This is a genomic window from Streptomyces sp. NPDC058620, assembly GCF_042717135.1.
Lineage (GTDB): Bacteria > Actinomycetota > Actinomycetes > Streptomycetales > Streptomycetaceae > Streptomyces.
The window spans coordinates 63,443-88,659 of sequence record NZ_JBHXQO010000016.1; the positions used below are offsets into that span (position 1 = coordinate 63,443).

26 protein-coding genes and 4 pseudogenes are annotated in these 25,217 nt (G+C 67.7%); 12 read left to right on the top strand and 18 right to left on the bottom strand.

The window, feature by feature from the left end; genetic code table 11:
* Positions 1 to 126: 126 nt before the first annotated feature.
* The 6 genes and pseudogenes from ACFWSK_RS17870 to ACFWSK_RS17895 form a co-directional block, all read right to left on the bottom strand.
* A complete protein-coding gene (locus tag ACFWSK_RS17870; RefSeq protein WP_383786717.1) occupies positions 127 to 870 on the bottom strand; it encodes an SDR family oxidoreductase in 744 nt (247 codons plus the stop codon).
* A gap of 80 nt (positions 871 to 950) precedes the next feature.
* Positions 951 to 2,060, bottom strand: a complete 1,110-nt coding sequence (locus tag ACFWSK_RS17875) for an NADH:flavin oxidoreductase/NADH oxidase (RefSeq protein WP_383786720.1) — start codon at positions 2,058 to 2,060, stop codon at positions 951 to 953.
* Positions 2,061 to 2,508: 448 nt separating this feature from the next.
* Positions 2,509 to 2,727 (bottom strand): annotated as a pseudogene (locus ACFWSK_RS17880) (hypothetical protein); the annotation flags it as partial.
* The gene (locus ACFWSK_RS17885; RefSeq protein ID WP_383786724.1) at positions 2,654 to 3,055 is read right to left on the bottom strand and encodes a RidA family protein; all 402 of its coding nucleotides are present in this window, start codon (positions 3,053 to 3,055) and stop codon (positions 2,654 to 2,656) included. The gene ACFWSK_RS17885 and the pseudogene ACFWSK_RS17880, both read right to left, overlap by 74 nt.
* 47 nt (positions 3,056 to 3,102) lie before the next feature.
* A complete protein-coding gene (locus ACFWSK_RS17890) occupies positions 3,103 to 3,756 on the bottom strand; it encodes an NAD(P)H-binding protein (RefSeq protein WP_383786727.1) in 654 nt (217 codons plus the stop codon).
* Between the two features lie 48 nt (positions 3,757 to 3,804).
* Positions 3,805 to 4,236 (bottom strand): annotated as a pseudogene (locus tag ACFWSK_RS17895) (VOC family protein).
* Positions 4,237 to 4,353: 117 nt separating this feature from the next.
* On the opposite strand from ACFWSK_RS17895, the gene ACFWSK_RS17900 reads away from it, so the two are divergent.
* Complete coding sequence (locus ACFWSK_RS17900; RefSeq protein ID WP_383786730.1) at positions 4,354 to 5,022, top strand: GntR family transcriptional regulator; 669 nt, start codon at positions 4,354 to 4,356, stop codon at positions 5,020 to 5,022.
* Positions 5,023 to 5,446: 424 nt separating this feature from the next.
* On the opposite strand, the gene ACFWSK_RS17905 is transcribed toward ACFWSK_RS17900, so the two are convergent.
* Positions 5,447 to 6,214 (bottom strand): hypothetical protein, encoded by a 768-nt coding sequence (locus tag ACFWSK_RS17905; protein ID WP_383786733.1) that lies wholly within the window; start codon positions 6,212 to 6,214, stop codon positions 5,447 to 5,449.
* Between the two features lie 198 nt (positions 6,215 to 6,412).
* Here ACFWSK_RS17905 and ACFWSK_RS17910 point away from each other — a divergent pair, with 198 nt between their 5' ends.
* The 3 genes and pseudogenes from ACFWSK_RS17910 (at position 6,413) to ACFWSK_RS17920 (ending at position 8,336) form a co-directional block, all read left to right on the top strand.
* Positions 6,413 to 6,847, top strand: a complete 435-nt coding sequence (locus ACFWSK_RS17910) for an Asp23/Gls24 family envelope stress response protein (RefSeq protein WP_383786736.1) — start codon at positions 6,413 to 6,415, stop codon at positions 6,845 to 6,847.
* A gap of 37 nt (positions 6,848 to 6,884) precedes the next feature.
* Positions 6,885 to 7,112, top strand: a complete 228-nt coding sequence (locus tag ACFWSK_RS17915; protein WP_383786739.1) for a hypothetical protein — start codon at positions 6,885 to 6,887, stop codon at positions 7,110 to 7,112.
* 385 nt (positions 7,113 to 7,497) lie between these two features.
* A pseudogene (locus ACFWSK_RS17920) lies at positions 7,498 to 8,336 on the top strand (IS5 family transposase).
* A 215-nt stretch (positions 8,337 to 8,551) separates the two neighbouring features.
* On the opposite strand, the gene ACFWSK_RS17925 reads toward ACFWSK_RS17920, so the two are convergent.
* A complete protein-coding gene (locus ACFWSK_RS17925) occupies positions 8,552 to 8,959 on the bottom strand; it encodes a hypothetical protein (protein ID WP_383786741.1) in 408 nt (135 codons plus the stop codon).
* A 275-nt stretch (positions 8,960 to 9,234) separates the two neighbouring features.
* On the opposite strand from ACFWSK_RS17925, the gene ACFWSK_RS17930 reads away from it, so the two are divergent.
* A complete protein-coding gene (locus tag ACFWSK_RS17930; RefSeq protein ID WP_383786744.1) occupies positions 9,235 to 10,023 on the top strand; it encodes a winged helix-turn-helix transcriptional regulator in 789 nt (262 codons plus the stop codon).
* Between the two features lie 131 nt (positions 10,024 to 10,154).
* Here ACFWSK_RS17930 and ACFWSK_RS17935 read toward each other — a convergent pair whose 3' ends face one another.
* Entirely contained in the window at positions 10,155 to 10,532 is a 378-nt protein-coding gene (locus tag ACFWSK_RS17935; RefSeq protein WP_383786747.1) for a hypothetical protein, read from the bottom strand.
* 297 nt (positions 10,533 to 10,829) lie between these two features.
* Here ACFWSK_RS17935 and ACFWSK_RS17940 point away from each other — a divergent pair, with 297 nt between their 5' ends.
* The 3 genes and pseudogenes from ACFWSK_RS17940 (at position 10,830) to ACFWSK_RS17950 (ending at position 13,154) form a co-directional block, all read left to right on the top strand.
* A complete protein-coding gene (locus ACFWSK_RS17940) occupies positions 10,830 to 11,339 on the top strand; it encodes a DinB family protein (protein ID WP_383786750.1) in 510 nt (169 codons plus the stop codon).
* An 87-nt stretch (positions 11,340 to 11,426) separates the two neighbouring features.
* Positions 11,427 to 12,016: pseudogene (locus tag ACFWSK_RS17945) on the top strand (IS982 family transposase); the annotation flags it as partial.
* 148 nt (positions 12,017 to 12,164) lie between these two features.
* Positions 12,165 to 13,154: an ornithine cyclodeaminase family protein gene (locus ACFWSK_RS17950; RefSeq protein WP_383786753.1), complete on the top strand. Its 990-nt coding sequence runs from the start codon at positions 12,165 to 12,167 to the stop codon at positions 13,152 to 13,154.
* A gap of 532 nt (positions 13,155 to 13,686) precedes the next feature.
* Here ACFWSK_RS17950 and ACFWSK_RS17955 read toward each other — a convergent pair.
* On the bottom strand, positions 13,687 to 14,646 hold the full coding sequence (locus ACFWSK_RS17955) for a lipase family protein (RefSeq protein ID WP_383786756.1): 960 nt from the start codon (positions 14,644 to 14,646) through the stop codon (positions 13,687 to 13,689).
* 564 nt (positions 14,647 to 15,210) lie between these two features.
* Here ACFWSK_RS17955 and ACFWSK_RS17960 point away from each other — a divergent pair.
* On the top strand, positions 15,211 to 16,608 hold the full coding sequence (locus tag ACFWSK_RS17960; RefSeq protein WP_383786759.1) for an MFS transporter: 1,398 nt from the start codon (positions 15,211 to 15,213) through the stop codon (positions 16,606 to 16,608).
* Between the two features lie 185 nt (positions 16,609 to 16,793).
* Here ACFWSK_RS17960 and ACFWSK_RS17965 read toward each other — a convergent pair whose 3' ends face one another.
* Entirely contained in the window at positions 16,794 to 17,243 is a 450-nt protein-coding gene (locus tag ACFWSK_RS17965; protein WP_383786762.1) for a VOC family protein, read from the bottom strand.
* A gap of 99 nt (positions 17,244 to 17,342) precedes the next feature.
* Here ACFWSK_RS17965 and ACFWSK_RS17970 point away from each other — a divergent pair, with 99 nt between their 5' ends.
* On the top strand, positions 17,343 to 17,924 hold the full coding sequence (locus ACFWSK_RS17970) for a TetR/AcrR family transcriptional regulator (protein WP_383786765.1): 582 nt from the start codon (positions 17,343 to 17,345) through the stop codon (positions 17,922 to 17,924).
* An 841-nt stretch (positions 17,925 to 18,765) separates the two neighbouring features.
* Here the strand turns inward: ACFWSK_RS17970 and ACFWSK_RS17975 are convergent.
* Together ACFWSK_RS17975 and ACFWSK_RS17980 are read right to left on the bottom strand one after the other, a co-directional pair.
* On the bottom strand, positions 18,766 to 19,560 hold the full coding sequence (locus ACFWSK_RS17975; protein ID WP_383786768.1) for a hypothetical protein: 795 nt from the start codon (positions 19,558 to 19,560) through the stop codon (positions 18,766 to 18,768).
* Between the two features lie 234 nt (positions 19,561 to 19,794).
* Complete coding sequence (locus ACFWSK_RS17980; protein ID WP_383786771.1) at positions 19,795 to 19,968, bottom strand: hypothetical protein; 174 nt, start codon at positions 19,966 to 19,968, stop codon at positions 19,795 to 19,797.
* A 547-nt stretch (positions 19,969 to 20,515) separates the two neighbouring features.
* Here ACFWSK_RS17980 and ACFWSK_RS17985 point away from each other — a divergent pair.
* Positions 20,516 to 21,625: a serine hydrolase domain-containing protein gene (locus ACFWSK_RS17985; protein WP_383786876.1), complete on the top strand. Its 1,110-nt coding sequence runs from the start codon at positions 20,516 to 20,518 to the stop codon at positions 21,623 to 21,625.
* Here the strand turns inward: ACFWSK_RS17985 and ACFWSK_RS17990 are convergent.
* Complete coding sequence (locus tag ACFWSK_RS17990) at positions 21,540 to 21,977, bottom strand: transposase family protein (RefSeq protein ID WP_383786774.1); 438 nt, start codon at positions 21,975 to 21,977, stop codon at positions 21,540 to 21,542. The genes ACFWSK_RS17985 and ACFWSK_RS17990 overlap by 86 nt on opposite strands.
* Positions 21,978 to 22,036: 59 nt before the next feature.
* Positions 22,037 to 22,282 carry a transposase family protein gene (locus ACFWSK_RS17995; RefSeq protein WP_383786879.1) on the bottom strand — a complete coding sequence of 82 codons (246 nt, stop codon included), beginning with the start codon at positions 22,280 to 22,282 and terminating at the stop codon, positions 22,037 to 22,039.
* Between ACFWSK_RS17995 and ACFWSK_RS18000 the strand changes: the two genes are divergently transcribed.
* A complete protein-coding gene (locus tag ACFWSK_RS18000; RefSeq protein WP_383786897.1) occupies positions 22,166 to 22,726 on the top strand; it encodes a hypothetical protein in 561 nt (186 codons plus the stop codon). The genes ACFWSK_RS17995 and ACFWSK_RS18000 overlap by 117 nt on opposite strands.
* 65 nt (positions 22,727 to 22,791) lie before the next feature.
* Here ACFWSK_RS18000 and ctaD read toward each other — a convergent pair whose 3' ends face one another.
* The 3 genes from ctaD to ACFWSK_RS18015 all read right to left on the bottom strand — a co-directional run bounded on the left by ctaD (position 22,792) and on the right by ACFWSK_RS18015 (position 25,216).
* On the bottom strand, positions 22,792 to 24,447 hold the full coding sequence (gene ctaD, locus ACFWSK_RS18005) for a cytochrome c oxidase subunit I (RefSeq protein ID WP_383786882.1): 1,656 nt from the start codon (positions 24,445 to 24,447) through the stop codon (positions 22,792 to 22,794).
* 215 nt (positions 24,448 to 24,662) lie between these two features.
* Positions 24,663 to 25,055: a hypothetical protein gene (locus ACFWSK_RS18010; protein WP_383786777.1), complete on the bottom strand. Its 393-nt coding sequence runs from the start codon at positions 25,053 to 25,055 to the stop codon at positions 24,663 to 24,665.
* Positions 25,031 to 25,216, bottom strand: a complete 186-nt coding sequence (locus ACFWSK_RS18015) for a hypothetical protein (protein ID WP_383786779.1) — start codon at positions 25,214 to 25,216, stop codon at positions 25,031 to 25,033. Before ACFWSK_RS18015 ends, ACFWSK_RS18010 begins: the two co-directional genes overlap by 25 nt.
* Position 25,217 lies beyond the last annotated feature (1 nt).

Consider the following 25,217-nt stretch of genomic DNA (forward strand, 5'->3'; position numbering starts at 1 on the left):
TCACGGAACGAGCGCAGGGATCGAACTCGCTCTGTGCCGAAGGCAGGCTCCGGCATCCAGATTCTCCCTTGCCTCACGGCCGCAATCGTCGATGGTGCCGACGGGCCCTCGATCAGGGCCGGGGGGTTACCAGTTCTGGCGGGTGGGGGAGATGACCAGGTCGTTGACGGTGACGTCGGCGGGCTGGTCGAGGGCGTAGACGACGGCATCGGCGATGGACTCGGGGCTGATGGCGATGGCGTTGAGCTCCTGGGCGGCTTGCCGCCCGGCGGGGTCGGTGACCTTGTCGGCCCAGCCGGTGTCGATGACGCCGGGGCTGATCGTGGACGCCTTGATCCCTTCGTGGACGCCGAGTTCCTTGCGCATGGACTCGGTCATGGCCTGCACGAAGAACTTCGTCGAGCTGTACACACCGGCGCCGTCGCCGACCTGGTGACCGGCCACCGAGTCCATGTTCAGGATGTGGCCGGACTTCTGGCGGAGCATCACGGGCAGGACGGCGTGGACGCCGTTGAGGTAGCCGCGGATGTTCACGTCGAGCATCCGGTTCCAGTCGTCGAGTGCGAGGTCCTTCCAGTATGAGAAGAGCATCAGGCCGGCGTTGTTGACGAGGACGTCGATACGTCCGTAGGTGTCGGTGGTGAAGTCGGCCAGCGCCTGCATGTCCGCGGCGTCGGCGACGTCGGTGACCCGGGCGACGGCTGTGCCGCCCGCCCTCTCGATGTCGGCGACCAGCTGGTCGAGGGCTTCCTGGCCGCGGGCGGCGGCGACGACTTTGGCGCCGCGAGTGGCGAGGGCCTTGGCGCTGACGGCGCCGATGCCGGAGGAGGCGCCGGTGATGACGACGACCTTGCCCTGAAGGTGGTTCATGGGGATCTCCCAGTGCGGTGGTTCAGCGCGTCTTCCCTGGTGAGGGCAGGACGGCAGAGGCTGTAGTCGGGGTGGGGAGGTCAGCGCTTGCGGCGCCTTACGACGTAGGCGTACTGGTCGGGCCAGCGGGGCTCGGCATCGAGTTCGAGCGCGGCGTGCTGGGGCCAGTAGGGGTTGCGGAGCAGCTCGCGGCCGAGGAAGACGGCGTCAGCCTGCCCGCCGGCGAGGATCGCCTCCGCCTGCCGTGGGTCGGTGATGATGCCGACGGCAGCGGTGGGGAGTCCGGCACTGTCACGGGCCTGGGCGGCGAAGGGCACCTGGTAGTTCGGTCCGGCGACGATCTTGGCGTCGCGAACCATGCCGCCGGTGGACACGTCGAGCAGGTCGACACCGCGGGACTGGAGCTCCTTGGCGAGGCGGACGGTGTCCTCACCGGTCCAGCCCTCGCGCTCGTCCTCTGGGTTCTCGGTCAGCCAGTCGGTGGCCGAGGTGCGGAAGAAGACCGGCAGCTCGTCGGGCCACACCGCGCGGACACCGTCGACGACCTCCAGAGCGAAACGGATCCGGTTCTCGAAGCTGCCGCCGTAGGCGTCCGTGCGGTGGTTGGAGACCGGGGAGAGGAAGGAGTTGATCAGGTAGCCGTGGGCACCGTGCACCTCGGCCACCCGGAAACCCGCGGCCAGCGCGCGCCGCGCGGAGTCCGCGAAGTCGCGTACGAGCTGCTGGATCTCGTCCACGCTCAACTCGTGCGGGACAGCAAGGCCGTCGTACGCGATCGCGCTGGGAGCGACGGGCTGCCAGCCGCCCTCGGCCTCGGGCACGTACCGGTCGGAAAGCCAGGGCTTGTCCACCGACGCTTTGCGGCCGGCGTGGGCGAGCTGGATGGCCGGGACGGCACCGTGTGCCTTGATGGCCTCGGTGATGCGGGCGAACGCCAACTGCTGACGGTCGTTCCACAGTCCCAGGTCCCAGGGGCTGATCCGCCCGTCCGGCCGGACGCCGGTGGCCTCGGCCATGACCAGGCCCGCGCCGCCCGCGGCACGTGAGGCCAGGTGGGCGAGGTGGAAGTCGGTCGGCGTACCGGTATCCGGGCCCTCGGGGGCGGCGGAGTACATGCACATCGGGGACATCCAGACCCGGTTGGGTATCTCGAGGGATCGCAGGGTGAGGGGGGTGAACAGCAGGCTCACGGTGTTTCTCTTTCGGGTGGGGAATGGCAGGCCGTATGAAGGCCGACGTTGAAGGGGGGAGTGGTGGGAAGCGTTCAGCGGGCGGCGAGGGATGCCGTGGCGTCCGGGATTGGGGTGTCGCCGCCGATGGCTTCGACGGTCCGGCCGTCATGGCTCGGTTCGTCGAGCAGGGCGAGCAGTACGGCGGCGACGTCCTCGCGAGGGGCGGGGCCGGCGGCGGCCCCGCTCGGCCAGCGTCACCCTCCCGGTGCCGGGTTTGTCGCTGAGCAGACCGGGGCGCACGATGGCCGTCCGAAAAGCGGTACGGGCGCGGAGAGAGTTTCGGCAGCGATCTTGGCCCGCAGTAGGTGCGGAAGACCGGGTCGAGGGTGTCGTCCGCGACAGCCCTCAGGTCCGCGCCCATGGCAGAGACCAGCAAATAGCGGCCCACACCTGCGGCCTCGGCCGCATCCGCCGGCAGAACCGCGGCGCCGCGGTCGACGCTCTCCTTGCGGGCCGCCGAACTGCCAGGCCCGGCCCCTGCGGCGAACACCACAGCGTCGACTCCTGTCAGGGGATTTTGCCGTGCCCTCCGGCTGTCACGACGTTCATGCTCAGGCCGGCAGGCGGGTGTCGAGGACGAAGTTGACCTCGATGAGCTGGCCGGGGAAGAACAGCGAGGCGACACCGATGGTGGAGCTGGTGGGGCGGTGGTTACCGAAATAGGCCAGGTTCGCCGCGGCCATCGCCATGTTGTACTTCGGCAGGTCCACGATGAACTGGGTCTCGGAGACGACCTGGTTGCGGGTGGCGCCGTAGTGGGCGAGCACCTTCCCGAAGTTCCTGTAGGACTGCTGGAGCTGAGCGTCGAAGTCGTTGGGGTAGAGGAAGTTGCCCTCGTCATCGTGTGAGAGCTGCCCGGAGACGTAGATCGTCTCGCCGACCTTGATGGCCTGGGCGAAACCGAACTCCTTCTCACCGGAGACGTCGTGGCTGTAGGAATCGATGGCAGTCATGGTGCTGCTCCTTGGCTGGTGGTGCGGTTGATGAGTGGGATGGGAGATCAGGCGGTCGCGAGCTGCGCTGCGGCGTCGGCGACGGGGGTGTCACCGGAGGTGAGCTCGACGATCACGCGGTTCAGGGCGGGCTCGTGGAGGACGGCGTCGATGAACGCGGCAACGTCGTCGCGGTGCACGTCGCCGTACTCGATGGCGGGGCCCGCTGTGACTCGTCCCCTGCCGGGGGTGTCCAGGAGGGTTCCGGGACGGACGATCAGCCAGTCCAGATCCGTACGCGTCAGGTACACGTCGGCCGTCTTCTTGATCTTGACGTAGTGCTCGAAACCCTCGCCGCCCTGGCCGCCGCGCAGCGCATCGGGGAACACCGAGACGAGTACGAACCGAGGCACCCCGGCGGCGGCGGCCGCATCGGCCGCCTTCTCCAGGCCCTTGCCGTCGATCAGCGTCGTCTTGTCCATCCCCGTGCCGTGCGCGCCGGCCGAGAAGACCACGGCGTCATGGCCCTGCATCTTCTGCGCGAGGTCCTCCACCGAGTCGGCGATGAGATCGCCGATCACTGGAGTCCCCCCGGCTTCCCGTACGGTCTCGCCCTGTGAGGGACCTCGGTGCATGCCGGTCACCGAGTCGCCCCGGGCAGCGAGGAGTTGAGTCAGGCGGCGGCCGACTCCTCCGGCTGCGCCGATCTGGAACACCTTCATGATCTCGTCTCGCCTTTCGGATGGGGGAAGGGGTGCGGTGTCCGCCGGTCAGGCGGCGAACACCTGGGAGTCGTCGGCAAACGCCTTGAACTCCAGTGCGTTGCCGGCCGGATCGAGGAGGAACATCGTCCATTGCTCACCCTTCTGGCCCGCGAAGCGCACGTAGGGCTCGATGACGAACTCGGTGCCCGCCTCGCGCAGCCGCTCGGCAAGCTGCCGGAAGGCCGGGATCGTCAGGATCAAGCCGAAGTGGGGCACCGGGACGTCGTGACCGTCGACCGGGTTGTGTATGCGCTGGGCGCGCTCCGGTGCGAGGTGCGTGACGAACTGGTGGCCGTGCAGATTCCAGTCCACTCAGGTGCCCGCGCTGCGGCCCTGGTCCAAGCCCAGCACGTCGCCGTAGAAGCGGCACGCGGCGGCAAGGTCGTCGACCGGCATTGCCAGGTGGAACCGTGGGATGGGGGAGTCGAGAACGGTCACGGCACTTCCTCTCTGTGGACGCGGACCCCGATGGGGACCGAGTGTCCTGATGTTGACATTACGACAACGTCAAGATGTTAACATTAGGGCATTCACTGATGGAGGTGCGCAGCGGACATGGGTGATCAGGGCAAGGTGTCCCCGGCTCGCCGTCGTGGTCTGGCCGACGAGGTCGCGGACCGTATCCGCGAGGCCATCTTCAGCGGGGCCTACGCTCCCGGCGAGCAGCTGCGTGAGGTGGAGCTGTCCGGTGAGATGGATGTCAGCCGTGGCCCGGTGCGCGAAGCGCTGCGGCTCCTTGAGCGCGAGGGCCTGGTCCACTGTGCGTGGCACCGGGGTACGACGGTGACGACGCTGTCCACCGACGATGTGGCCGAGCTCGACAGCCTGCGCGGAGCGCTGGAGGATCTCGCCGTTCGGCAGGTCATCGCGCACGCATCGGACGAGGACCTCGCGTCCGTCGCGAAAACGGCCGACATGATGGAGCGGGCTGCGGACGCGCACGAGATGGTGCGCTTGGACATCGCCTTCCACGACGCCGTCTTCGCCGCCGCAGGACATCAGCGCCTCGGTGACGCGTGGGACGGCATACGGTGCCAGGTCCATCTGTTCCTGCTGACCCGGATCGGCCGCAGCACCGAGGGCTACCTCGGCTGCATCCCGCGCGAGCACCGCGAACTCGTCGCCGCACTGCGCGCCCGCGACACCGACACCGCCCTCGATCTCTTCGCCGCGCATCGCCGCCACGCAGTCGACGTGGTCACCGGCAGCACCGAGTCGAGCTGAGCTGAGTGTCGTGTCGCCGAACGTCGTAACCGGGCGGAGGCGTACACGCGGCTATCCGGGCTGAGCGGTCGGCTTGATGGTGACCTGCTGGAGGTTGACCCCCGGCGGCAGGCTCGCCAGGAAGGCGACGGACTGGGCGATGTTCCTGCGGTGTGAGCCACCCATCGTCTCCTTGGCACCTCCCAGTCTCCAGCGCACCCTCGTCGGTGACATGGCTCTGCTGCGCGCGTCCGTGACTGTCAGGGGAACTTGCCGTGCCATCTCATGAGATTTGTTCGGAGAGCCCCCACTGCCCTGGGTGACGGCTTCGGCCTGCGGGGTACTCACCGGGGGGAAGGTCAAAGGCCAAGCGCACCACACGCCCATGCCATGGTGCAGGGAGCCATCGCGGTCCCAGAACAGAGCTCTGACGCCGAGGGGCTGTTCAGGCCGCGGTTTCTGTGATGAGGACGGCGGCGGTGACCGGGCCGGGGGTGTCAGTGGTGGCTGCGTCGGCTACGGCCTCCCGGACGGCGCGGGCGACTTCCAGCGGATGGCGCCCGGGGGTGACCGCGAGGTGAACCTCGACGTGTCGGCCGGGTGGATCGTCGTGGTCCTCCACCTTGACCGGGCGGCTGCCGAGCACGGCGGTGAGACGGGCGACGCCCGGAACACCCGTCGCGACGTCCGCCAGCTCCCCGGCGAGCCCTCGCATGAATCCCGTTCCGGCCACCGGGGGCGAACTTCGCGCGGCTGCAGCTTCTGGCGTGGGCCTCATGGTCACCGCCGCGGTCCGTGGCGTCACGCCCGTCTCCGGGCCCTCATGGAGATTCGTAACGCGCAGATCAACTGTCACGGTGGCCAGGCCGAGCCGTTCGGCGGCCGAGGTCAGCAGCGCGCTCCTCAACTCGTCGGCGGTCTCGGGCAGCGGCTGCCAGAGGGATGCTGCGAAAGTGGCCTCGATCCTGAGCGGCCCAGGCGGTAGCGCGCCGGCCGGCCGGCGGACGGCCGGCGCGGACACGGGCTCGAGCGGCGCCGACCCGATGCGCAGAGACTCCAGCCGAACACCGGGAATCTCCGCGGCAGTGCGTCCGAGGGCCTGGACGACCGCTTGCTCGGTGATCCATGTCCCGTCGTCGGACCCGCCGAGCGGGAGTAGTCGGCCCAGGTCGAGCTGGTGGCGTGCTGCCTGCGTCCATGCCTCGGTTTTCACCGGCCCCTCACCTCCTTCTCCACGGCCGCTTCTTTTCCTGCGGCGCCCGTCCGGAGTGTCCGTAAGAGGTCCGGGCAGGGAACTCGGGCCACTCGTAAGACCACCCCGCCTCACATCTACAACCAGAGCAAAAGGTACTAAAAGACTATAATCCGAGTGACGAGTGCTCTGTATACCACTATTGAGAGGACTGTCCCGATGGCTGAGAACACCAGCGTGAGACTTGGTGCTGCGCCCGGTTCTCGCGGCCGGACGACCATCGCCGATGTGGTGGTCGCGAAGATCGCCGGAATGGCGGCGCGGGACCTGCCCGGCGTCTATGCCCTGGGCAGCGGCTTCGCGCGCTCGATGGGGTCCATGCGGGAGCGGGTGCCCGGCGCCGGCAGTGGCAAGTCCGGCACGCGAGGGGTCAGTGTCGAGGTCGGAGAACTGCAGGCGGCCATCGATCTGGAGATCGTCGTCGACTATGGCGTCTCGATCACGGACGTGGCCGGGGCGGTGCGGGAGAACGTGATCTCGGCGGTGGAGCGGATGGCGGGTCGGGAAGTCGTGGAAGTCAACATCATGGTCAGCGACGTGAAGCTGCCGGACGACGAGGAGGACGAAGGGGAGGAGAGGCAGCGGATCCATTAGTCGGGGCGGTGCAGCCCGCTGAGTGAAGGAGCGCGAAATGAGCAGGGCCGTGGTGGGCTTGATGGCCGGAATGGCGCTGGGTTTCGCCGCGTATTTCGGTGACTTCTGGGCTTTCCTGCTGGTGCTGGGGCTGGGCGTCGTAGGTCTCGTGGTCGGGCGGTTCATGCAAGGTGATCTCGAACCGGGCGACTTCGTCCGCCGCCGGGACCGGCAGGACCGGATCCGCGATGACCGGCGACAGGCTCGGGGAGACTGGCGGCGGTGAGCGGGGAAGCTGATGAGCGGCCGGGCGTCCCGCGCGGGGAGCGCGACGCGACCACCGTCGCCGACCGGACCGTCGCGAAGATCGCTCGAAAGGTTCGGCTCCGGGGAATTCGCCACGGTGCCCAACGCACACAGCCTGAGACCCATGTGGGACACGGTCTCAGAGGGCGTTTACGTAGGTACGTTCCGGAAAGCGGCTTTGCTCACTGTCCTTCTTTGCCCAGGTTCAGGAAGTGTGCGAATTTCGTCGCCTCCTGCCGCCGAGGCCCTGCGGTCCGTTTCGCTCGCTTCTGCCACTGGGATTCCGTCTGGTTTGTTGATACGCCAGAACCTCCCGATGTACAGCGGAACGGTACCTTCCGGCCTTCCCGTGGCAACGCTACGGCGTGAGCCAGCGCAAGCCGTACCCGAGCGACCTGTCCGACGCCCGATGGGCCCTGATCGAGCCGACCCTGACGGCATGGCGGAAAGCCGGCTCGACCGTCGCCCCACCGGACAGCCGGCGAAAGTCGAACTCCGCGACGTGTTCAACGCCATCCCCTACGTGAACCGCACCGGAATTCCCTGGAAATACGTCCCGCACGACTTCCCGAGCCACGGCACCGTCTACGCCTACTACGCCGCGTGGCGCGACGAGGGAATCTTCACCCAGCTCAATTACGACCTCACCGCGCTGGCTCGCGTGAAGGAAGGCCGCAAGCCCGAACCCACAGGCTCCGTCATCGACACCCAGAGCATCAAAACCTCCACCAACGTGCCCGTCGCCAGCCAGGGGACGGGCGCCGCCAAGAAGATCGTCGGCCGGAAGCGAGGCATCCTCACCGACACGATCGGCCTGATCCTCGCCGTGACCGTCACCGCCGCCAGCCTCTCCGAAAACGCGCTGGGAATACGCCTCCTCGACCAGGCCAAAAGCACCTACCCGACCATCGCCAAGAGCTGGGTCGACACCGGCTTCAAGAAGACCGTCGTCGAACACGGCGCCAACCTCGGAATCGACGTCGAAGTCGTCAACAGAAACCCCGGAGTTCGCGGCTTTCACGTCGTGAAAAGGCGCTGGGTAGTCGAGCGGAGCATCGGCTGGATCATGATGCACCGACGCCTCGCCCGCGACTACGAGACCCTCACCGCCAGCTCCGAAGCCATGATCCACATCGCCTCGATCGACAACCTCGCCAAGCGCATAACGGACGAGACCACACCAACCTGGCGAGGAACCTACTAGGGCCTAAGCGGCAATTCGGCTACATCAAACGCCCTCTTAGGACGGCCACATCATGATCGTCGCCTTAGTCCGGAAAAAGAGCATGCAGCATCGTCGAAACCTTGCCCGAGTCGCGAACGCGGTCGCGAGGTCAAAGTCGAGCACAATCGCGTCCACTTTCCCTGGGTGTCGAAGATCGCCTCATGATTGGTACTTTCGCCCGGGAGGCATGGCCCTCAACTGCGTCGCAAGAGCCTTCTGAGTGGGCCCGGCGTGGAGCCACGGAACCGTTCGAGCAGTTCAAGGGCCGGAGAACTGTCCGGATCAAAGCCGTGGATCCCATCCAACTCGGCGGGCACGCCCGGCCCCCACAAGCGGGCGCCATGGCACTGGAAGCAGAAGGCGATCTGGAAGACCAGGTCGGTGGCGCTATGAGCACGGATACCCCAGCCCGGGATGAAACAGCGGTGCAGCTCACTGTCCGGTGCAGAGCTGATCAACGCCAGGGCCTCCTTGACCAGAGCCGACTCCCAGATCGCAACATCGTCACCCACCAGGTCCACCGCGCTGAGATGCCTCATTGGGTCGGTGATGCGGACGACCTCGATCAACTCGGTCTTCTCCTGAACGGGCGGAAGCATCATGCGTAAAGAATCGCTGATCAAGGCCCTGCACACCAGAGCCAACCAGCCCTGGTGACTGTCAAGATCCGCGTAGTCCGGAAAGCGCGGTTGGGATGGCGCGCGAAGTTCATCGACTGTTGCGCGAGTTCGCGACGATCGGCTGTGAACCCGGACCGGTTGGACCAGAAAAGTAGATCGCCGGGCTTCAGGTCACCGCAGGTGATGGCCCGCTGGGACGTGCACCGCGGCCGGGCGGAAGGTGTCGAAGGAAGCGGCGCTGGCGGAGCCAGGACGGGATGGTCGCCAGGACCGCCTACGCCGAGGTGCCGCCACGCGTGGAATACGTCCTCGCCCCGCTGGGCGCCAGCCTCAACGACGTCGTGGCCTCTCTGATCGACTGGGCCGCCGCCACCACGACGAGATCCGCCGGCACCGGGAGCACTCCGGCGCAACCGGCACACAGTGACGGCCACCGCGGGCGCCGAGGGGCGGGACCGGATCCGTTAACGAAGTCCCTGACGGCGAGCGGGGACACCCGGCAGCCCAGCGCCCGCCGTTGCACGTACCTACCCGCTGTACGAGTTCGCCGTCGTCGGAGTGATCGTGGGCGTGCTGCTGTTCCTCCTGGTGAGCAGCTCCTGGGGACGACAGGCAGGAGCGCACATGGACCCGGCAGTCAGCGCAGTCCTGTGGCTGATGGGCGCCTTCCCCGGAGGTTGTGTCCTGCCCTGCACCGGCCCAGCTGTCCGGATCGCTGGCCGCAGCGGGGCTGGCACGCCTGGTCTGGGGGCAGACCGTGGCCGCCGCTCGGCCGGGTACGCCCCGCCCGGCCGGCCCAGGCTTGGAACACCTTCGCGGCCTTCATATCCGAAGCGGGGTACCTGGTCGCCGTGACTATGCTGATCGGCTACTTCCTCGCCTATCCCGCACGGAGCCACCGGCTTCCGCTCTTCATCGAAGCTGCTGTTCAGCGGCCTGGTCCAGCAGGGCTCGTGCCGAGCCCGCGTAGCGCAGAGCCCGAACACCTCGGCGAGGTGGAGCTGGTCGGGGCCTGTGGGGCAGGGCCGAGATTCTGTTGCCGATGACCTCCGGCTCGCACTCCGACCCTCGGTCGATCTGCCACTGCTGCAGCGCATACGCCTTGCGGCCCGGGAGTGCCGTTTCGTGGCGGCTGGGGACCTTCGGGCAGGACCGCTCCGACCGCCTGTGGGACGAGTCAGCGTGTCTGCTCTGGGTGTCGTAGGCGGTGGCTGGCTGCGTTTCGAACGCGGCGGGGTCTTCCGTGCACCGCGAGGAGTCTGAGGGCATCGGGTGAGGTAGCGACCTGCCTGGTGATGGCGGTGCGCCGGCACCAACCGGCTGCGGCGGTGAGCTCTTCGGAGACCCACGGCCTGCCCAGCTCGATCGTGTTGAGCAGGGTCCACTCGGTCAGCCGGCGCGCGAGTAAGTCGCGCCCCGCGGTGGCCCTCGCCATCGTGCGAACCCAGGCAGCGAACCGGGAGTCGGTCAGCAGCCGGTCGGCCCGGCGGTCGATGTGGCAGACCACCGCGCTCTGTGCCATCGCCGTGTCCTGGTCCCGGAGCACGGCGGCCACCAGCTCGGCCTCGTCCGCCTCGGGGACGACTTCCCGAGCTGAGAGATTTCCGGCGAAGCGGCGGTGCTCAGTTGGCTCCTCATCGAGACGGGCCTCCGTCAGGCGGTTCGCCCTTCCGGTCGTTCACCAGATGATCGATTCGGGGTAGTTGCGGCTGCGGGTGACCGATGAGCCTGCTGATTCCTGTGACCCGGCCTCCTTTTCGGTGACGGTCAGGTCCGGTTGACGGGCCTCGTACGGGGAGCCGGGGGAGTAGGTTCTGGCCCTGAATGCAGGCGCGGATGAGGAGCACGACCAGTGACCAGCGACACTCGCATAGGGCCGCCCAGTTTTGGCAGCGAACGCGACATGCTGCGGGCTTTTCTCGACTACCACCGTGCGACCCTCGCCATGAAGTGCGAAGGGCTAACCGACGAGGAGCTGCGGCAGCAGTCGATGCCACCGTCCACGCTTTCGCTGCTCGGTCTGGTGCGGCACATGGCGGAGGTGGAACGTGCTTGGTTCCGTCGAGTGTTCGAGGACAACGACGCGCCCATGGTCTGGTCCGACAAGATCGACTTCCAGGCGGCCTACGACGCGAGCGCGTCGACCAGGGACGAGGCATTCGTAGCCTGGGAGGCCGAGGTGGAGAACTCGCGCCGTATCGAGCGGAGGGCTGAGTCCCTGGACCAGGCCGGGTATCAGCCAAGAAGGGGCGAGGAGGTATCACTGCGGATGGTGATGGTGCACGTGCTCCTGGAGTACGGTCGCCACAACGGGCACGCGGACTTTCTGCGTGAGGGTGTCGACGGGACAGTGGGTGCCTGAGTCCGCAGGAGCTACCGCTCTCCCATGGTTGATCCATTCCAGAGGATCGCTCGCGCGGGCTGGAGGGAGGGGGTGCAACGTCAGTGTGTGTGGGCAGAGTTGGACTCCCTCGCCATCGCGCTCTATGTGAAGACCGACGATCTGCTGAAGGACTCGCCGCAACGGGCCCCGTGGCGGTCGGCCGTGGGCATCGCGCCGCGGCTCAGCGACGCGGAGCTGGTGACGCCGGCGATGACGCAGGTCATGTTGGGCTTCACCTCCGAGGCCCGGTGATTGCGGCACGCCCGCGCTCACCTGCGGCATCTCTATCCCTGCCTGCCCCAGCAGCCCGGATACAAGCGGTTTCGCAAGGCGGCTGATCTGATCCGCGGCCTCACCCGTCTGCTGGCCCGCGGATACCACGCTGTGGACCGACGATGTATGGGTGGTGGACTCCATGCCGGTCGAGTACGGCCGCTCCCGCGAGATCGTCGAACGCTCCGACCTGGCCGGATGAGCCCCGTACGGGTACTGCGCCAGCCACTCGCGCTACTGCTGGGGTCTACGGCTGCACCCGGTATGCCCCCTTCACGGTCGTCAGGCTGCTGCGGCCCACCCGCAAAGGCGAGGCCGGGCGGCCCGGATCACATCTGTTCAAGCCGCTGTGGCAGGTCATCGAGCTCGTCAACGAGACCTTCTGTTGGCGTACAGGGTGAACGTGCATGGGTGTGTACGGATGAACGTGCTCAGGAGGACGGCGCGCCGTAACCGGGGCGAGGGCGCCGTGGGCAACTCTTTCGGCTGAGCGGTCCTCATCGGGCGGCGGTTATCGGGAGGTTGAGGCGCATGCTCGTCCTTGGGCGCTCACAGGTCGAGGCGCTCCTTGACGTGGAGCGGCTTATCGAAGCGCTGTCCCCGGTCATGGAGGACCTCAGCGCGGGTCGTGCTTCCGCTCCCAACCGTATTGCTGCGCTGGTGCCTGAACGTGAGGCATTTCTCGCGGCCATGCCGGGCTATGCGCCGTCGGCCTCGGCGCTGGTGACCAAGCTGGTCTCCCTCTTCCCGCGCAACGCCGGAACACCGCTGCCTACGCATCAGGCGGTGATCGTCGTCTTCGATCCGGCCACGGGCGAGCCGACGGCGTTGTTGGACGGTACGGCCGTCACAGCTATGCGGACCGCAGCTTGTTCGGCGCTTTCCGCACGGCTGTTGGCCCGTGAGGACGCGACGGTGCTCGCAGTCCTGGGCACCGGCGTGCAGGCCCGCTCCCACGCCCGCGCGATGTGCAAGGTCCGCCCGATCCGGCAGATTCGGGTGGTGGGCCGAAATCCGGCGAAGGCGGCCGCCCTGGCCGACGACCTCTCAGAAGAGCTGAAGGCCGAAGTCAAGGTGGCGTCCACCTACGCCGAGGCGTTGGACGGCGCGGACCTGGTCGCCGCTGCCACCCACGCGGTCGAACCCGTCATCCGCCGCCGCTGGCTAACGCCTGGGGTACACGTCACCTCGGTAGGGTTCAATCCGGCCGGCCGTGAGATCGATGACGCCACGATCGCCGAGGCGCTGGTATGCGTCGAATCCCGACAGGCAGCGCTCGCCTCCTTCCCGGCGGGTAGCAATGATCTACTTATGCCGATCCGTCAGGGCGTCATCACGGCTGACCACGTCCATGCCGAGCTGGGCGAAATCATCGCCGGCCATAGACCCGGCCGCGCCTCACCGGATCAGATCACCTTGTACAAATCGGTTGGCGTAGCAGTACAGGACGCCGCTGCGGCGGCCCTGGTCATCTCCATCGCACGCGCACAGTCGATCGGTGAAGACATCTCGCTGCGATGACTTCGATACTCGAATCGGTTGACCATTACCTGGTGACCTCACGCCGAATCCGCAGCCCACCGGTCGGCTGCGCACGTTCGCCAGAGCTGGCGACGGGTGCGGTACCCGCGGTCGCGGGTCGGCAGTTCCTCGACGCGCACTGGGGCCGGCCAACTGGACGGGGGATTCTTGCCGTACTGCCTGATCCGGTTGATATCGACTCCGAGAACGTGCGCCTGGCCCTCGGTGCGCTCCTGATGCCGTCGCTCGTGAATACGATGGTGCACGTTCGGTTCCGGCTTGTTGAGGGCTCTCGGTGGCCGGACATCGCGGCACGGCGGGATTCCCCGAATTAGCCCCCGCCGGGTGCACCATGTCCGTCTGCGGAACTGGTCAGCTGCGGGCGCGTTCGATGACCCCCGCGGGGGATGTTATGGCCCGGATCGACGGTGCAGCCCTGTTCGGCGCCGACATCATCGACGTAGTCGCGCCCGACGGCGGTCTTGGTATCGGATGCCTCTCTGGACTTCACCCGGCACGTCACCCGATCGCGTCATGTGCCTTCGCCAAGCCAGGGCTTCCGCGTCCCGCTGCCGCTCCGGACCGCTGACGGACGGAGTGTCGCAGTGCGGTTCGGTCGGCGAAGCGGTCCGCGAAGCCAGGGGAGACCCTCGGCGTCGGCGTCGGCGTCGGCGCCTGCGGTCGCGGCGATGCGGCCGGAGATGTGGTTGCAGACGAAGTGCCCCGTCGCGCCCCGGCGGCACCAGTCGGCTGCCAGGTTCTTGCCGACCTGCCGGGGCACGACGTCGTCCAGGGCACTGCGGGAGAGCAGGACGGGCACCGCAGGCTTGAGCTTGCCGCGCTGCTGTACGGCCGTGATCGTTTCCCACGGGGCGCGCTTGAAACGCTCGGTCAGCGGGCTCCCGTCCGGGGTCAGGAAACGCGAGCTCAGGAAGGGTACTTGGCGAGGGCCTGTCCTGCACAGGCTGTCCCGCAGGTCGTTCGTCACGCGCTTGCTCAAGGCGATGGGGTAAGGGGCGATGCCGTACGCGGTGGCCAGGCCGGAGAGGGCGTAGCTGAAGAACGCTCTGTAGGCGGAGCCGGACGGAATCGAATCCAGGACGGCGCGGCCCCGCGCCTCGCGGTCCATGTACGTGCGGACTCCGGGTGTGCCCAGCCCTTGGTAGTCGGTCACCACCACGGCGTATCCCATGTCCAGGACCTGCTTGATGGGCAGCGCCTCGTACTCGGTGCCAGCGGCGAACCGGCGGGAGGGGCGCACTTGTCCACCGGGAGGGGACGCACTTGTCCACCGGGCCTGGGTGCCGGGTGCGAAGGCGAGGATCGGACTTTGGTCGAACTGGGAGGTTCTGGGGTTCAGCACGGTGCCGGTGACGGCGATGACTTTCGCGGCGCGGTCGGTGGGGCGGTACATGATCCAATGCACGCTCGCGTCGGCCTTGATCGCCTTGAGCGGATCCAGATAGAAGACGCCCGGGTTCGAGCTGAGCACGTCGCTATTCTCGGCCGCAGGCTCGTCGCCCGCACTTCTTGCGGGAGGCCGGCGACGGGCGACGCGTGCACCGGCGGGCGACCACGGAGGCGAGACCGGAGTAGGAAGCGCCGAAGGCTGCTGGGCGGTGGCGCGCAGTCAGGGCGGCCACCACGTAGGCATGGTCCTCGATGGCCCTATGTGACCTGCGGGTTGTCTCAACGTTCGGTATCTCAGGTCGATCTGTACGCCAGAGTGCGCTGGGAGAGCCGTAAGAGTGCCTCATCCAGGGCTGTGGGAGGTTCCGCCGGGGCGGAACGGGGTCTGACCGCCTGTCCCGAACCCGAATTGCCTTTCGCGTTGAGCCACCGAGCGCTAGGGTCCGGGTGCAGCGAGTTGACCCATGAGGAGTTGCAGACATGGTCGGTCGTCCGAGCGCGCGTTGACGTTGTAGGCCGTGATCGGCCTGTCATCGCGTGCTGCCCTTGTTGATGCGGCACAGCGAGCCTTCCCCCGCCTGAATCGCAGGCGCATCTGGTGTGTGCCGGGTGATGGGCCTCATCGTCGGCAATCCAAGGGATCTTCGTGCCGTCCACTTCCTCCGCTGTACCCGGTTCCAGTCGATCTGTTCCGCCAAGTCTGTGGCGGGATCGTGACTTCCGCAGACTCTGGGTGGGTCAGACGGCCTCCCAACTCGGAGAACACACCACTCTGATCGTTCTCCCGCTCTTCGCCGTCCTGACGCTCAACGCCGACGCCGGCGAGTTGGGCGTCCTCCGCGCGGTCGGGCAGGCGCCGCTCCTGTTGCTCTCGCTCTTCGTCGGCGCGTGGGTGGACCGGTGGCGGACCCGCACGGTGATGGTGGTGGCGGACGCCGGCCGGACCCTGATTCTGGGTGCCGCCGCCGTGGCCGGTCTCCTCGGTTGGTTCGGTCTGCCCGCGCTGCTCGTGGTCGCCTTCGCCGTCGGAGCGCTGTCCCTGTTCTTCGACGTGGCCTATCAGGCGTCTCTCGTAAGGCTGGTGAAACGCGATCAGTTGCTGCGGGGCAACAGCGCGCTCGAAGGCAGCCGGTCCGCGGCGCAGATCGGCGGGCCCGCCCTCGGCGGTGCGTTGGTGTCACTGCTGTCGGCGCCGATCGCTGGTGCCTCCAGCGCGGTGTTCTTCGCGCTGTCGTTCCTGTCGATCCGGCGGATCCGTCGGACCGAAGCGGCCCCGGAACACTCGGAACGTCCCCTTCGGGTATGGCGACGGATCCATGAGGGCCTCCGCTTCGTCGTCAGCGATATCTTGCTGCGGACCGTGTGCCTCGCCTCGGCTGCCTTCCAGTTCTCCTTCGCGGCCGTGATGACCGTCTATCTGCTCTTCCTGCCGCGGGAACTGCACTTGTCCGGCACCACCGTCGGGCTGGCGCTTGCGGCGATGGGGCCCGGCGCGCTGCTGGGCTCGCTGCTGGCCGCTCGCCTGCCGAGCCGGTTCGGTTACGGCACGGTGCTCGTGTCCGCGGCGGCGCTCGGCGACGGCGTGTTCCTGTTTGTGCCCGCGCTGCACGGCTCCTCCGCGGTGACGGTTTCCGCGCTACTGGCGATCAACTTCGTGTTCGGGACCGCTGGTCAGTTGGTGAATGTCACGGTCATGGCGGTGCGGCAGGCCGTGACTCCGGACGGGATGCACGGCCGCGCGGCCGCGACGATCACGTTTGTCGGCATGGGGATGGCCCCGCTCGGCTCCCTGGTCGCCGGACTCCTCGCTGAGGAGTGGGGGCTGCGCACCAGCCTCCTGGTGACGGCCGCATGCATGATGCTGTCCCCGGTGGTGATGGCTTTGTCCCCGCTCACACGGCTCGGACGAACATCGGCGCACCATCTTGGAGGGGCTGTTCTCCGAGCACCGGCTGACGCCGCCGTGGACGCTGTGCCCGATGACGAAACGACCCGGCCGTCGCGCAGGACTGGCTGGCCTCCGGGACCGAGGTCCAGGGAGTAGAAGGCATCGTGACCAAAGGGCTCGGGCAGCGCTACAGGCCGAATGCCGGAAGCTGGCCTGGCGACTGCACTATCTGCTGGAGCATGTCGGCACGCCGAGTCTCCGCCCTACCGCCGCACAGGGGGAGGGCCCTGGGGCTGCGATTTGGTCTGGTCCCTGTCCGGCCCCTGATTCATGACCAGGTATCAGGCGTCGGTGTACTGGGCGGCGTACTCCTCGCTGGGCGGGACGACGGTGATGACGTCGATCAGCACGCCGTCGGGGGCGGCGACAATGAAGTGGCGCTGGCCGAACTCCTCCGTACGCAGCGGTAGTACCTCGGGCAGGCCGGTCTTCACTATGAGTCGTTGGTGCTCGGAGTCCACGTCGTCCACCTCGAAGTTCAGCAGCAAGCCGCCCCGGAGTGCGTCCCGGTGGCCTTCGGGGACGGTCGGGTGCGCGTGGTCCAGGAGGGCCAGCTCGTACTGGGGGGCGTCGGGGCGGCGCAGGCTGACGTACCAGTCCGCCTCGAAGGTCACCTCGAACCCGAGGTGGCGGGTGTAGAAGTCGCGGGAGGCGGCCACGTCCCGGGTGGCGAGCACCGGGTAGAAGCCGACGAGCTTGGTCGTGGGCATGGTCGTGGGTTCGTTCGTCATGACAGAGGTCCTTCGGATCTATTTCACATACCCCGGGTATGTGAATCGTGGCGTTAGCATACCCCCGGTACGCGAAATGGAAAGGGCGGTGCGGGCGCGATGGCGGTCAACCGGGCGGAGCAGCGGGCGGCCACGCGGCAGGCGCTGCTGGCCGAAGGACAGCGGCGGTTCGCCGCCGACGGGTACCACCACGTGGTGCTGGCCGAGGTGGCGCGGGCCACCGGGGTCACCAAGGGAGCCGCCTACCACCACTTCGACAGCAAAGCGGGGCTCTTCCGGGCCGTCGTCTCCGAGGTTCAGCGGGAACTGGGCGAGCGGGTCGCGACCGCAGCCGAGCGGCATGAGGACCTCTGGGAGCAGCTCCGAGCCGGCTGCCGTGCCTTCCTGGCCGCGGGCACCGATCCGGCTGTGCGACAAATTCTGCTCGTCGACGCCCCGACCGTATTGGGCTGGGACGAGTGGCGGACCCTGGACGAGGAGTCCTCCGCCCGGCACCTCACGGATGCCCTGGCAGCGCTCGTCGCAGCCGGGATCATCGCCGAGCAGCCGGTGGAGCCCCTGGCCCGGCTGCTCTCGGGAGCGATGAACGAGGCCGCACTCTGGATCGCGCGGGGCGGGGACCCGCAGGCCGTGGAGCAAGCGCTCGACCGGCTCCTGGCAGGGCTGCGCACCCCGGCCTGACCTCTCACGCAGACACTCGGCACCCTTCGAGTTGGTGCAGAGAAAGTTCAAGGCCCGCCGCCGCCAGACAACCGAAGCCCTGACCGGCGGCTTCACTGCCGCTACTTCTCGCCCTCCTGTCGAAGTGGAATTCGGGGAACGCTACTCCCTGCACCGCCTGGTTCCACGCGGCCTCTGCTGCCCGCGGGTCGGCAGAGGCGGCCAGCCCCGTAGCCTGCGCTCGACTCGATGCCCTCGCTCCCCAGGCGCTGGGCCGATTCGATGCCCCGGACGAGCACGACGACGGCGTCACCCATCCGACTCGGCGAGCTGATTACACTCCCCGAGCGTCACCAGGCTCCGTATGGAAGCCCTGCTCCCCGCCCTCGGGCGCGTGCCTGGACAGGGTGCTGGGCAGGCGGAACGCCACCTCCGCAAGGTCCACGGAGGTCTGAGGCTGGGTCGTTCTCCGTGAACAGGATGATCAGGTCGATGAGTCTCTTTCCGAAGCTCCTGAGCAGTTCATCGTCGAGAACTTCGCCGAGCCCGTCACACAGCTCCGCGAACTGCCATCTCCTTGAGGATGTAGGGCTGGTCGGACGACTCCTGCACCATGTTGAGCTGCATGTAGAGCACACTCGTCATGCTGCGCCGCCACTCGGCTGCCTCCTGGCCGGCAACCTCCGTGGATCATCGACCAGTTCACGGGCGTAGGGGACCACTGCGTCGAACTGCTCGGTATCGACGAGTCGGCTCACCACGTCGTTGAGTGCCCACAGCAGGCCGGCGGTGTCGTCCCCGTCGCCGACCCCTTCAGTCCGACCGTCGCCCAGGGTGGCCCCCCGCGCCGGGCCACACCCGCTCAGGCCAGCAGGACGTCCTCGCCCGCCGTCACGGGGACGACCAGCCTGGCGGAGGGCGCCTCGGCCTTCACCGGCGTCCCGAAGTCCGACAGCGTCATCGTCGTCATGGCCTTCATACCGCCGAAAAAGGACAGCCGGGCCTGGACTGCGCGCCCCTTCCCGTCGACCCACACGTCCGCGTAGACGGGCACGTCGTCCCCCAGCTTCTCGCGCAGGTCGTCCAGCCCCTGTTTCGTCTCCCTCGTCATCCGGAGCGTCGCGGTCGCGTGGTCGATCGTGCCCCGGTAGTGCACCGCGGGGGCGTCGTTCACCTGCTCCTTGCCCTCGTTCGACACCTGCCGCATCGCCTTCAGTTGGCGGAGCAAGTGCTCGGGGTCGTTGAGCGGCGCCCGAAGGAAATAGCGGGTCAGGGCCTCGCTCCGGACGGCCGAGGCCCACTTGCCCTCGTCCACCGCCCGCGAGCCCCGCACATAGACGGTGTCGCCGACGAAGACCTCCCCGACGGGGTTCATGCCGCTGTCCTCGAGCTCCACCGTGAGTCGGCCCCTGTCACCCGCCAGGTCGAAGGCGCCAGCGATCGCGAACACGTACGTCGTGGGGCTGTCGGCGGACTGCAGCTCGATCTTCTCGTCCACGCGGGCGCTGTCCGCGTTCGTCCTCTCGATCGCTGCGCGCACGGCCGCCCCGTGATCCACGGCCTCCTTCGCCCTCTCCCCCGAGTCGCGGTCCGGACCGCCGGAGCAGGCGGTGCAGAGCAGGAGGACAGCGGCGGAGAATAGGTGGGCGCGGCGCATGGGCTCTCCGAGGAATCGTTTCTGCGGCAGGGTTGCGCCCGAGAAGGGCCTGTAGATCTTCGCGTGAAGCCGGTGACAGGGCCCGGGGATTTCGGACTTGACGCCCTGCCCCTACGGGTCCTGACGTGACATCAGGTACGAGGGGCGCTCTCCCGGACCGGGCGGGCCGTCAGCCGTCAGCCGCCCGTCGTCTGCCGATCGACTTCGGACAGCTTTCCCAGCACCTGGGCGCGTTCAGGCTCCGTGTTCGCAGGCCGAGCGTCTCCTGGTCCGTCGCGGCTTCGTACGGCGGCCGAGGCGGTGCAGCAGATCAGCCCGGGCCGTCACGTAAGGGGGGTAGGCGCGCAGATGGGGTTCGCCGGCCAGCTCGTCGAGGAGGGCCGGTCCGGCCTTTCGGCCGTCGCGCATCGCCACCGCGACTCCCCGGTTCAGGGCGGCGACCGGGGACCGGCCCAAGGCCCGGGCACCTGAACCGCTGGAAACGCTGGCTGCCCGTCACCGGTGCCGATACTTCGCCCCTTGCGGGCCCCGTAGATGTCATCGCCGCTACCTGGCGTGCATCGCATGCCGAGCGGTCGGTCTACTGTCCGTTGGCGGACAGGAGCGCGGACCACGTGATCCACGTGATCCACGTGGTGTCGTGCACGTGGCCGGCACTCGGTGCCCGGCGGGTTCCCGTAAGAACTTCGGCGACGCGGGGGCTTGCGCAGGTGGTCGGGGCGGCAGTGAACGCGGAGCCGCGGGTACGGCATCAGGGAAGCGAAGCTCTGCGCGGGCCTCGGAGTCCCCCGCGTACCGCTCTCGGCCGGTTGGAGCAGAGCCGCGCGCAGGTTCCTGACCTACGGGTGAAGCTGGACGTCCCATCGCGCTCACTTCCAGGAGTCCTTTCGTGCTAGTTCCCAGCTCCCCGCAGGTCCGCCGCCTGCCCCTTGTCGCTCTGCTGGCCGCTGCCTGCATGGCCGGGCTGGTGCATGCCCCGACCCAAGCCGCGGATGTCCCCGCCGACGACCACCGCGCACTGCGACGGCAGTTGCAGGAACTGACCACCGCTCCCGGCGGACCGCCCGGAGCGATTGCCGTCCTCAAGCGCGAGTCCCGCACCCAGGTCTACCGGGCCGGCGTTGCCGAGACCGGCACCGACCGTCCGATCGAGGTCACCGACCACATGCGCATCGCCAGTACGGCCAAGGCGTACAGCGGCGCGGTCTCCCTCCAGCTCGTCGACCGCGGGAAGCTGCGCCTGAACGACACCATCGGCAAGGTGCTTCCCCGGCTGCCGCGTGCATGGCATCGGGTTACCCTGCGGCAGCTCCTGAACCACACCAGCGGACTGCCGGACTACACCGCGGACCCGCAGTTCCTGGCCCTGCTGACCGAGAACCCGCGCCGCCACTTCGACTCCCGCCGACTGCTGGACTTCGTGGCCGACGAGCCGTTGGTGTTCCGTCCGGGGGCCCGGTACGCCTACTCCAACTCCGACAACATCGCCGTTGCGCTGATGGCGGAGGTGGTGACAGGCTGCCGCTACGAAGATCTGCTCGCCCAGCTCGTGTACCGCCCGCTGGATCTGCGCAGCACCAGCCTGCCGCAGGGCTACCGGGTGCCCGAGCCGTACATGCACGGCTACGACGTCACCCCGCCGAACCCGCCCGAGGACATCAGCGAGGTACTGAGTGCGTCGGGCGTGTGGGCATCGGGCGGGATCATCTCGACGCCGAAGGACATGACGGCCTTCATCCGCGGTTACGCCGGCGGACGGCTGATCTCCGACCGGACACGCCATCAGCAGCTGAACTGGGTGAACGGCGCATCCGAACCCGCGGGTCCCGGCAAGAACAAAGCCGGTCTGGCCATCTTCCGGTACACCACCCGCTGCGGCGTGGTGTACGGCCACACGGGCAATTTCCCCGGCTACACGCAGCTGGTCGCAGCCACCCCGGACGGCGAACGGTCGCTGACCGTCTCCCTCACCACCCAGGTCAACAAGACGAACAAGCCGGAACTGCTGGAGCGGCTGCGGACCGTGGAGGAGAACTTCGTCTGCGCGCTGTTGCGCAAGCAGTAGGCAGGACGAGGGGTCCCGAACCGGTCCTCCAGCGGACGGCGTCGCCGCTGGCGACATGGATTGGTGTGACGACCTGGCCGCAAGTCTGCGCGCCCAGCCCTTGGTAGCCGGCGTCTGCCAGGATCTGCAGGTCCATCGAGTCGGCGAGGAGATCGGTGAGGCCGGCGTCGCGTGCTTGGGTGATGTCGGCGACGGAACCCGCCCAGACCTCGCCGCAGAACAACAAGGGGCCGTGCGGATCCGTGATGACCCGGGCCTTCATCGCGTTGATGCGGCTCTTGCCGGAGATGCAGCGGCTGCGTCCGCCGCGGTGGGCCGAGGGTCTGCGGACGCGGATGCCGGTGGCGTTCATGAGTGCGGTCTGGCCGGTTGCTCCGAGGTGGGCGATGACATCGGCGAGCGTACGCAGTCTCAGTCCCGAACTGATGCGGCAGCCGCGATCGTCCAGCGGGGGCCGGGTCTCGCCGACCCCCTGGTGATTGTGGAGCAGTCCACCTGGAACCAGCAGGCCGGCACGTCGTGCGTCAAACCGTGCCGCAGATGAACCAGCGCAGCCAGCAAGCGATCGACGAAGAGCAGCCTGTACTTCGCGCCGGCACCGACCGCCCGCCGACGCGGCCGGGCAAGGAGTTCGGCATTCCGCCCGGCCTGCCACACCAGCCCCAACTCCACCACCGGATCAGCAAGCACGGGCGCCGAAAGCGCATGCTCAGACATGATCAACCCGCGAGCCGCAGTCCCCACCACGAACAGCTCAACGACCACGCACGACCCGAGTCACGCCAACCGTGCACGAGGTCGTCAAGCGTCGCGCTGGTGCCGTGTTCAGTGAGTAACGAAGGCATGGAAAGCGAACAGCGCAAAACACGCAGAGGCTATGCCGATCAGGCTCGCGACGGTGGTGCATCGGCGGCGGAGCGCCTCGCGTGCCTCCTGGGTGGCACGCTGACGCGCCAGTACGGCTTGGAGATGCTGGGAGTTGGCGAGTTGCTCCCGGGTGTGGAGGTGCACCAGTTGCCGGTGTTCAGCGGGGGAGAGGTGAGGCATGCGGTAGGCGAAGGCCTCCGCTGCCTGCCGGGCCCGGGCGCGTTGCGCCTCTGACGCGAGGAAACGCTCGAGTTCGCGGATGCCTGCGGCAGGGTCCGGCGGTACGGAGACGGTGGGGCTCATCTGTCGTCCCGGTTCTTACCGAGCGGGTGAGCGGTTCCTTCACCTGGCTCGAAGACGTCTCGCCGCCCTGCTGTTTTGGCCTCGTCGAGTTGGGTGATTCCCGGGTGGTGGAGCTCGAAGGCGGGGGACTCGGAGCGGATCTTGGGGAGCGTGAGGAAATTGTGCCTCGGCGGGGGGCAGGAGGTTGCCCACTCCAGCGAACGGCCGAATCCCCAGGGATCGTCGACATCGATGCGCTTGCCCGTCTTCGCGGTCTTCCACACGTTGTACAAGAACGGCAGCGTCGAGGCGCCCAGCAGGAAGGCGCCGATGGAGCTGAGGGTGTTCAGGGCGGTGAAACCGTCGGCCGCGAGGTAGTCGGCATACCGGCGAGGCATGCCCTCGGCCCCCAGCCAGTGCTGGACGAGGAAGGTGGTGTGGAAGCCGACGAACAGAGTCCAAAAGTGCATCTTCCCGAGTCGTTCGTCAAGCATCGTTCCGGTCATCTTCGGCCACCAGAAATGGAACCCGGCGAACATGGCGAAGACCACGGTACCGAAGACCACGTAGTGGAAGTGGGCCACCACGAAGTAGCTGTCGGTGACATGGAAGTCCATGGGGGGCGAGGCCAGAATGATTCCGGTCAGTCCACCGAAGAGAAAGGTGACGAGGAATCCGATCGACCACAGCATCGGCGTCTCGAAAGACAGCGACCCCTTCCACATCGTTCCGATCCAGTTGAAGAACTTCACGCCGGTCGGAACGGCAATGAGGAAGGTCATGAAGGAGAAGAACGGCAGGAGCACCGCGCCCGTGGCGAACATGTGATGCGCCCACACGGTGGCCGAAAGGCCCGCGATGGCGATCGTAGCCGCCACCAGCCCGATGTAGCCGAAAACAGGTTTGCGGGAGAACACCGGAAGGATCTCCGTGACGATCCCGAAGAACGGCAACGCGATGATGTACACCTCGGGATGGCCGAAGAACCAGAACAGGTGCTGCCACAGAAGTGCGCCACCGTTCTCGGGATTGAACACCTGCGCGCCGAAACGCCGATCCGCCTCCAGGACCAGCAGGGCCGCGGCCAGCATGGGGAAGGCCAGGAGCACCAGCACGGACGTCAGGAGAATGTTCCAGGTGAAGATCGGCATCCGGAACATGGTCATGCCGGGTGCGCGCATGCAGATGATCGTCGTGATGAAGTTGACCGCACCCAGAATCGTGCCGAAACCGGTCAGCGCCAAGCCCATCACCCACATGTCACCGCCGACATAAGGGGTGCGCTCGCCGCCGCTGAGCGGGGTGTAGGCGGTCCAGCCGAAGTCGGCTGCGCCTTGTGGTGTCAGCAGGCTTCCGAGAACGATCAGGCCGCCGAAGAGGAACAGCCAGAACGACAGCATGTTCAGCCGGGGGAACGCCACGTCGGGCGAACCGATCTGCAGCGGCATGATGGCATTGGCGAATCCGGCGAAAGTGGGGGTCGCGAAGAGCAGCAGCATGATCGTGCCGTGCATCGTGAACGTCTGGTTGTACTGCTCGTTGGAGATGATTTGAATACCGGGGCGGGCCAGCTCTGCGCGCAGCAGCAAAGCCATCAAGCCGCCGATCATGAAGAAGAAGAACGACGCGCCCAGGTACAGGTGCCCAATCTTCTTGTGATCCGTCGTAGTCATCCACGTGACGACGACACCGCCCCGCCGCCGGCCCTCGACGGGCACCAGAGTCGGCGGCTCAGTGGTCGATGCAGTCACTCAGGGCTCCCGTTACATATAAGAAATGCAGCCTGGGCATATCGAGCGCCCGCGGCCACCTGCTGTCGTTCACTGTCATACCGGCGCAGCGCCGTTACGAGCCGCTCAGCCACGCGAGCGTCTGGGTGAATCTCCGCTCAACATGGCGCGGCGACAACAGCCTGACGGCGCCATCGTGCTCCCGGAGCCAGGTTCGGGAGCACGCGCGGGCAACGCAGAGCTACCCATCGTCGTAGTGAACGCTCGCCCCACCAGTCCTGCGACGTCGAGTGCGTGCAGGACGCTGCAGGACGCTGCCGGACCAGCCGGACCAGCCGGACCAGCCGGACCAGCCGGACCAGCCGGACCAGCCGGACGATGCTGGCGACGGCTGCGGCCGCGACGATTGGATCGGCGAGCGACAGCCTGATGTGTTCGACCATATGCTCCGCGTCGAACTCCAACTTCCGGCTGCGGAGGGAGCGGCCGGGCAAGGGGTGGGCGAGCCAGGTACCGGTCAGGTCCATCAGGACGGCTGCGCCCGCCAGCACAGGCGAAGTCCTGCGGCCGGGGTGGCTCGCCCGCTCCAGAGGGCGGCGGTGGCCGTGATCCAGGCCAGCGTGCGGCGGAAGTGCTCACGCAGCGCGTTGCTCTGGGCGGCCAGGGCTGTCACGGCGCACGCGCCGATCAGGACGCCCAGCAGCGGGACCACG